Consider the following 7,385-nt stretch of genomic DNA (forward strand, 5'->3'; position numbering starts at 1 on the left):
TAAAACAAGAAGGCAATCAAGTTATACAAGGATGGGCAATAAACAAATCAGGAATAGACGTAGTAAACGTATATATAGATAATAAGTTTATTGGAAAAGCAAATTATGGAGAAGATTCACCATTTGTAGCACAAGACTATCCAGGATATCCAAATAACAATAAAGCAGGATATACATTAAGATTTGATGCAAGTAAATTAAGCTTAGGAAATCATGAAATAAAAGCAGAAGCAGTTGGAAAAGATGGAACTAAGCATGAAAAGTTAGCAGAGGTTAAGGTAGTAGAGGGAAAATCACCAAAAACACATATAAATACAAACTTAAAAGAGTTAAAACAAGAAGGCAATCAAGTTATACAAGGATGGGCAATAAACAAATCAGGAGTAGAAGCAGTAAACGTATATATAGATAATAAGTTTATTGGAAAAGCAAATTATGGAGAAGATTCACCATTTGTAGCACAAGACTATCCAGGATATCCAAACAACAATAAAGCAGGATATACGTTAAGATTTGATGCAAGTAAATTAAGCTTAGGAAATCATGAGATAAAAGCAGAAGCAGTTGGAAAAGATGGAACTAAGCATGAAAAGTTAGCAAAAGTTAAGGTAGTAGAAGGAAAATTACCAAAAACACATATAAATACAAACTTAAAAGAGTTAAAGCAAACAACAAATCAAATTATACAAGGATGGGCAATAAATAAATCAGGAGTAGAAGCAGTTAAGATTTATATAGATAACAAATTTGTTGGACAAGCTATTTATGGAGAAGATTCACCATTTGTAGCACAAGACTATCCGGGATATCCAAATAATAACAAAGCAGGATATACATTAAGATTTGATGCAAGTAAATTAAGTTTAGGAAATCATGAAGTAAAAGCAGTTGCTATAGGTAAAGATGGAAGTAAACATGAAAAAATAGCTAATATTAAAGTAGTTAAATTTTTACCACCATTAACTCATATAAACAGTCATATAGTTGAAATAGATAGAACAAAGCCTGTAACTATACAAGGATGGGCATTGAATGAATCAGGTATAGCATCAGTAAATGTTTATATAGATAATAACTTTATAGGAAAAGCTATTACAGGAGAATATTCTCCATTTGTACAAATGGATTATCCAAGATATCCAGAAAATGATAAAGCAGGTTATACTTTAAAAACTTCTCTAACTAATTTAACTTTAGGAAAACACACTTTAAAGGTTGAAGCAGTTGGCAAAAATGGAAGTAAACATATTTCAGAAATTAATGTTAAAGTTGTTGCACCTTTAATTGTAATAGATCCAGGACATAATCAAGGTGGAGATCAAGGTCATATTTCTCATATTGGTGGAATCACTTATAATGAAACAGATCTTAATATGGATGTGTCAGTAAAATTACAAGGGGATTTAATGAGAATGGGATATGATATTGTAATGACAAGACAACCATGGGAAATTTCTTATGAAGAAGAAAAAATTAGTTTAAGAAGAAGAGTTAATTTAGCGAATTCTCTAAATGCAGATTTGTTTGTAAGTATACATCATAATGCATTTAATGAATCATCTGCACATGGAACTGAAGTTTGGTATACTAGTAATAAAACTGATACAGCTAACAGTAATGCAAGTACTGAAGGTAAGTATTTAGCTAATAAAATAGCACCAGTAATAGCTAAATCTGGAAATTACTATGATAGAGGTTCTAAACAAGGTAATTTATATGTTACTAAATATACTAATATGCCTTCTGTTTTAGTTGAATGCGGATTTTTAACTAATTCTAATGATGCTAAAAAAGCAGCAGATCCAAATACTCAAGTTAAAGTTGCTAGAGGAATAGCTAATACATTAAATGATTGGTTTAAAAAATAATTATTTTAAGATATTATAAAAAATTGAAAGAGTATGTTAGAATATTAATATTTTAACATACTCTAATTTATGTATAAGGAAACATACAAATTTTATGTAAAATTTCAAATTTTTAAATTATAATACAAGCTATTGAAATTTAAAATAGTTTTAAGAAGGGGATAGACAATGACTAATCTTTTATATATTGTATCTAGTGCAAAAAAATGCGGTCCAATGAATGTATTATATAATATAGTTAAACATTTAGATAATAATAAATTTAATATACATCTCTTAGAGTTAAGTAGCAGCAATGATGAAGTATTTAAACAAAGTTTAGTTAACATAGGTGTAAAGGTACATAGTTTAAATAACTCAAGAATAAAAGGGATATTTTCAAATAAAAAACAAGTGTATGAATATATACATAAAAATAATATTAATATAGTGCATTGTCATGGATTGAGAGCAGATAGTGTAATAGCATCATTAAAAGCAAAACTACCATGTAAATGCATAACAACTATACACAATAGAATAATAGAAGATTATTCAGCAAGTTATGGAGAAACTTTAGGAAAAATAATAGCAAGAAAACATGTACAAGCAATAAAAAAACTTGATATTGTTGTTTCATGTTCTCAATCAGTTAGAAGTTATATTAAAGAAAAATATAATATAAAGTCAGTATGTGTATTAAACGGAATAGATAATGAATATTTTAACTCTATAGGAAAAAGAAAGGAATTACGAAGAGAATTAGGCTTGAATGAAGATAATAAAATATTTTTATTTTGTGGAGGATTAATTCAAGTTAAAAATCCAGTATTAGCAGTAAAAGGATTTTTAGAAGCTAATGTAAAAAATACTTTACTTATTATCCTTGGAGATGGAGATTTAAGAGATGAGATAAATACTTTAATAGGTGATAATAAAAATATTTTATTAAAGGGACATGTAATAGATGTGCTTAAATATTTACAAAGTTCAGATATTTATTTATCAACATCAGAATCAGAAGGAATGCCTAATGCTGTTTTAGAAGCTATGTCTACAGGGTTACCATGTATATTATCAGATATAGATTCACATAAAGAAATAAATAACATGAATGGAGATGTATTTATATTTGAAAAAGACAACTATAAAGAACTTGCAAAGTGTATAAAAGAAATTTGTAGTGAAAAAAAATTAATTACAACAAGTGAAAAAAATAAAAAATTAGCTAAAGAGATATTTGGTAGTAATGTTATGGCTGAACAATATAAAGAAATATATTTGGAGAGGTAAAAAATGAAGTTTTCAGTTTTAATGTCTGTATATAAAAATGAAAAAGAAAAGTTTTTAAAGACTGCATTAGATAGTGTAATTTTACAAACTATTAAGCCAAAAGAAATAGTAATAGTTCAAGATGGACCTTTGCCTGAAGAGTTAATAAATGTAATTGCAAATTTTAAAGGGAAGTATAATGAGTTAGTAAAAGTAATTGAATTACAAGAAAATGTAGGCTTAGGTCAGGCTTTAAATATAGGACTTTTAGAATGCAGTAATGAAATAGTTGCAAGAATGGACACTGATGATATATGTGTAAAAAATAGATTTGAATTACAGTTAAATGAATTTAAAAAAAATAAAAATCTAGATATAGTGGGATCAAGCATTTATGAATTTTATGATTCAATGGAAAATGTAAAAACTATAAAAAGTGTTCCCGTAGAAGATAAAGAAATAAAAATGTATGCTCAAACAAGAAACCCAATGAATCATATGACAGTAATGTTTAAAAAAAGCTCTGTAGTAAATGCAGGAAGTTATCAACATATGTTATTTTCAGAAGATTATTTTTTATGGACAAGAATGATGGTGAATGGTTGTATATTTAAAAATATAAATATTCCATTAGTTTATGCAAGAACAGGTGCTGATATGTATAAAAGAAGAGGTGGATTTATTTATGTTAAAACAGAGTATAAATTACAAAAATCATTAAATCAAATAGGCTTTATAAATAAATATAAATCAATCAAAAATTTTACTCTTAGAAGTGTTCCAAGATTACTTCCTAACACTATAAGAGAAAAGATATATTTAAATTTTTTAAGAAAATAAGAAAGGTGTTTAATTATAATGATAAAAAGTATAGATAAAAATATAAATTTAATAATTGCAGGGTGTTTAATTATATTTTCCACATTTTATTTAGGTAATGTGTTACCTATAAGTCCAATATATTTATTTTATGGAATAGCTATTATACTGTTAATTTACTCATTTATAAAAAGAATAAATAATATAGGTGATATTTTAAAAGATAAATTATACATATTTAATATAATTTATTGTTTATATTTAGGAATAGATCAAATATTAGTGAAAGCAAATTTGACTAGTGCTATGTATGTAATAATGTCATTAACATATTTTTCATTAGTATTGTTTTCTATTAAACCATTAAGCAATTATTGTGTTATGAAAATATCAAAAATATTTATTAATTTTAGCGTTGTGTTATTTACTATAGAAACTATAATAAGATATTTAAATCCAGAAAAAAAATATTTTACTATTGCAGATGGAAGTTTAAAAATTTATGCATATAAATTTAATTCAATAATGTTAAGTGATTCTAATGCAGTTTCAATTTTGTATTTAGTATTATTATTTTTTAGCATATATTTATTTGTTAAACATAAACAAAATCAAATAATACAAATAATTATATTGAATATATTGGTAGTTATGACTATATCTAGAGCAGCTATTATTAGTATGATAATTTTTGAAGTATTAATAATTCTTATGTACTTATTAAAAAATAAATTTAAACTATCAAGTAAGTATATTTATGGTGCTCTTGTAATTGTAGGTATAGTAGGTTTAACATTATTATTTTATAAATTTAGAAATGATGGAAGTTTTATGACTAAACTTACAATATTTAATGATGGAGTAGATTATATTGAAAATGCTTCAGTTAAACATTTATTATTTGGAGTTGGATTTGAAAACTCTATAAATTATTTATTAAGTGGATTTCCAGCTCATAACTTTATATTATCTTTTTTTGTGGAGAGTGGAATTATAGGATTATTAATATTAATAATATTTTATATTATGATAATAAAAGCTAATCCGAGTACAGTAATAGTTATATTTCCTTTCTTACTAGCAGCTATGTCTTATGCAGGTTATGGATTACCATTTTTATATGCAGTATTAGCTATAATTGTAAGATTGAAAGGATTAGAAAATAATGAGTAAAAAAATAAAGATAACTTTTGTCTTAAATAATCTTGAAGGTGGCGGAGCTGAAAGAATATTAACAAATATAGTTAATTCATTAGATAGAGAAAAATTTATTCCTAATATATTTTTATTTGAAAAACAAGGTGTTTATTTAAATTATTTAAATGAAGATGTTCAAGTTGAATGTGGAGTTAATAAATTTTATAAAAGTAAAAATAAAATATTAAATTCAGTAGGCTATGTAAAAAAACATGTTCAAATAAATACAATAATATTAAATAAATTATGTAGTTTTGCAAAAGATTCTGATGTTGTTGTAGGATTTTTAGAAGGAGTTCCTACATATATAACATCTAAAATGTCTAAAAAAAATAAAAATAAAAAGTATATTTCATGGATTCATAGTAATTTAATAGATTATTTTCCAGATAAACATATAAAGTTATCAAGAAAATATTATAAAAATATTGATAAAGTTTTTTGCGTATCGAAAGAATGTGAAAAAATAGCTTTATATTTATTTCCTGATTTAAAAAATAAGATTGAAACTATATATAATCCTATATGTATAAATGAAATTATAGATAAAGCTAATGTAGAATCTAGTGATATTAATTTACCAAAAGGTAAAAAAATTATAGCTATTGGAAGATTAGTATATAATAAAGGATTTGATGTATTAATAAAAGCTTTTAAAAAAGTGATTGAAAAAGAAGATTGTACTTTAATTATATTAGGAGAAGGAGAAGAGAAGAAAAGTATTGAGAATTTAATTTTAGAATTAGATATTAAGGAAAAAGTTATTATGCCTGGTTTTGTAGACAATCCTTATAAATATTTAAAAAAATCAGATTTATTTGTTTTATCTTCTAAATTTGAAGGGTTACCTACAGTGTTAATAGAAGCTTTAGCTTTAGATAAAAAAATAGTAGCTACTAAATGTTCTGGTGTAAGTGAAATATTAAATGATGGAGAATTTGGATATTTATCAGAAATTGATAATGTAGAAGACTTAGCTAATAATATTTTAAAAGCATTAGCTGATGAAACGTATATTAATAGAGTAGAACAAGCTATGAGTTTTGATACAAGTAATATAATTAAAATATTAGAAAATAAAATTATAAATTAAAGGTAGTTGATAAAATAGATGATAGATATAAGTGTAATTGTACCCGTATATAATATTGAAGATTATATAGATAAATGTATAAAATCTATACAAAATCAAGATTTACATAATATTGAAATTATAATAATAAATGATGGTTCTAAAGATAAAAGTATAAAAGTTATTAAAGAATTAGCTAAAGAAGATAATAGAATAATAATAATTGATAAAAAAAATGAAGGTGTAAGTGTTGCAAGAAATTGTGGTCTTAAATTAGCAAAAGGTAAGTATGTGCTTTTTGTAGATGGTGATGATTGGTTAAAAGAAAATTGCTTAAAAACTTTATATACTATAGCTGAAAGAAATAATTTGGATATTTTGAATTTTGATTTTATAGAAACTTATTATAATGGAAGAAGTACAGAAATTAATGGAACATATTTCGATAATATTAATAAAAGTGAATATATTAAGAAATGTTTATTAAATCAAGTAAGTGCAGCTGTTTGGGGAAAATTGATAAGAAAGAATATATTAGAGAAAAATAACTTAAAATTTAATGAAAATTTATCTTATGGTGAAGATATGTTAATGAGTATTAAATTAGCTATATTTTCAAATAGAATTAGCAAAATAAATAAAAAATATTATTATTATTATCAAAGAACAGACAGTACTATACATAGTTTAAATAAAAAAGTTTATGATGTTAGTAAAGCTGTAGAAGAAATAAAAAAAATGTTATATAAAAATAATTTAATGAATGAATACAAAGAAGAATATGAATTTTTTAATTATATCCATAATTATTTTTACAGAGTTATTACTACATATCCATCTAATGAAATTCACTTTGATTTAAATAAGTTATGGAAAGAGCAAAATATAACCATTAAAAATAATAAATTTTATAATAGATTTTATAATGAATTAGCTAATACAACTAAACTAAAGATAAAATTATATGATTTAAATTATAATATAGGAAAGGTATATAGTATATTTATAGAAAAGTTAAAAAGATAATTTAAATAAAAAATAATAAGAATTTCACTAGTGTTTAATCTTTGGATTCAAATACCATTGACAAATTTTAATTAGAAAAAAGTTTATAAATTACCAAAAATTTAGACGTGAAAATAGCCGGTAACCTTTGTTTTAATATAATTACCAAAAAC

The 7,385-nt window shown here is 23.7% G+C and carries 6 protein-coding genes; all 6 read left to right on the forward strand.

Going from position 1 to position 7,385, the window contains the following annotated elements; translation table 11 throughout:
* On the forward strand, positions 1–1,868 hold a 1,868-nt coding region (locus GBZ86_RS10555), incomplete at its 5' end, for an N-acetylmuramoyl-L-alanine amidase (protein WP_170272211.1).
* A 168-nt stretch (positions 1,869–2,036) separates the two neighbouring features.
* The gene (locus GBZ86_RS10560; protein WP_152890477.1) at positions 2,037–3,140 is read left to right on the forward strand and encodes a glycosyltransferase family 4 protein; all 1,104 of its coding nucleotides are present in this window, start codon (positions 2,037–2,039) and stop codon (positions 3,138–3,140) included.
* Between the two features lie 3 nt (positions 3,141–3,143).
* Positions 3,144–3,959, forward strand: coding sequence for a glycosyltransferase (locus tag GBZ86_RS10565; protein WP_152890479.1), 816 nt, complete (start codon positions 3,144–3,146; stop codon positions 3,957–3,959).
* Between the two features lie 18 nt (positions 3,960–3,977).
* Entirely contained in the window at positions 3,978–5,111 is a 1,134-nt protein-coding gene (locus GBZ86_RS10570) for an O-antigen ligase family protein (RefSeq protein WP_152890481.1), read from the forward strand.
* On the forward strand, positions 5,104–6,228 hold the full coding sequence (locus tag GBZ86_RS10575) for a glycosyltransferase (RefSeq protein WP_152890483.1): 1,125 nt from the start codon (positions 5,104–5,106) through the stop codon (positions 6,226–6,228). Before GBZ86_RS10570 ends, GBZ86_RS10575 begins: the two co-directional genes overlap by 8 nt.
* Positions 6,229–6,246: 18 nt before the next feature.
* Complete coding sequence (locus GBZ86_RS10580) at positions 6,247–7,233, forward strand: glycosyltransferase family 2 protein (RefSeq protein ID WP_152890484.1); 987 nt, start codon at positions 6,247–6,249, stop codon at positions 7,231–7,233.
* The last annotated feature ends 152 nt before the right edge of the window (positions 7,234–7,385 follow it).

Source organism: Clostridium tarantellae (assembly GCF_009295725.1).
Lineage (GTDB): Bacteria > Bacillota > Clostridia > Clostridiales > Clostridiaceae > Sarcina > Sarcina tarantellae.

Excerpts from the sequence above, each read along its gene's own strand:
- GBZ86_RS10560 (WP_152890477.1), top strand. The coding sequence starts at position 2,037 with ATGACTAATCTTTTATATATTGTATCTAGTGCAAAAAAATGCGGTCCA.
- GBZ86_RS10565 (WP_152890479.1), top strand. The coding sequence starts at position 3,144 with ATGAAGTTTTCAGTTTTAATGTCTGTATATAAAAATGAAAAAGAAAAG.
- GBZ86_RS10570 (WP_152890481.1), top strand. The coding sequence starts at position 3,978 with ATGATAAAAAGTATAGATAAAAATATAAATTTAATAATTGCAGGGTGT.
- GBZ86_RS10575 (WP_152890483.1), top strand. The coding sequence starts at position 5,104 with ATGAGTAAAAAAATAAAGATAACTTTTGTCTTAAATAATCTTGAAGGT.
- GBZ86_RS10580 (WP_152890484.1), top strand. The coding sequence starts at position 6,247 with ATGATAGATATAAGTGTAATTGTACCCGTATATAATATTGAAGATTAT.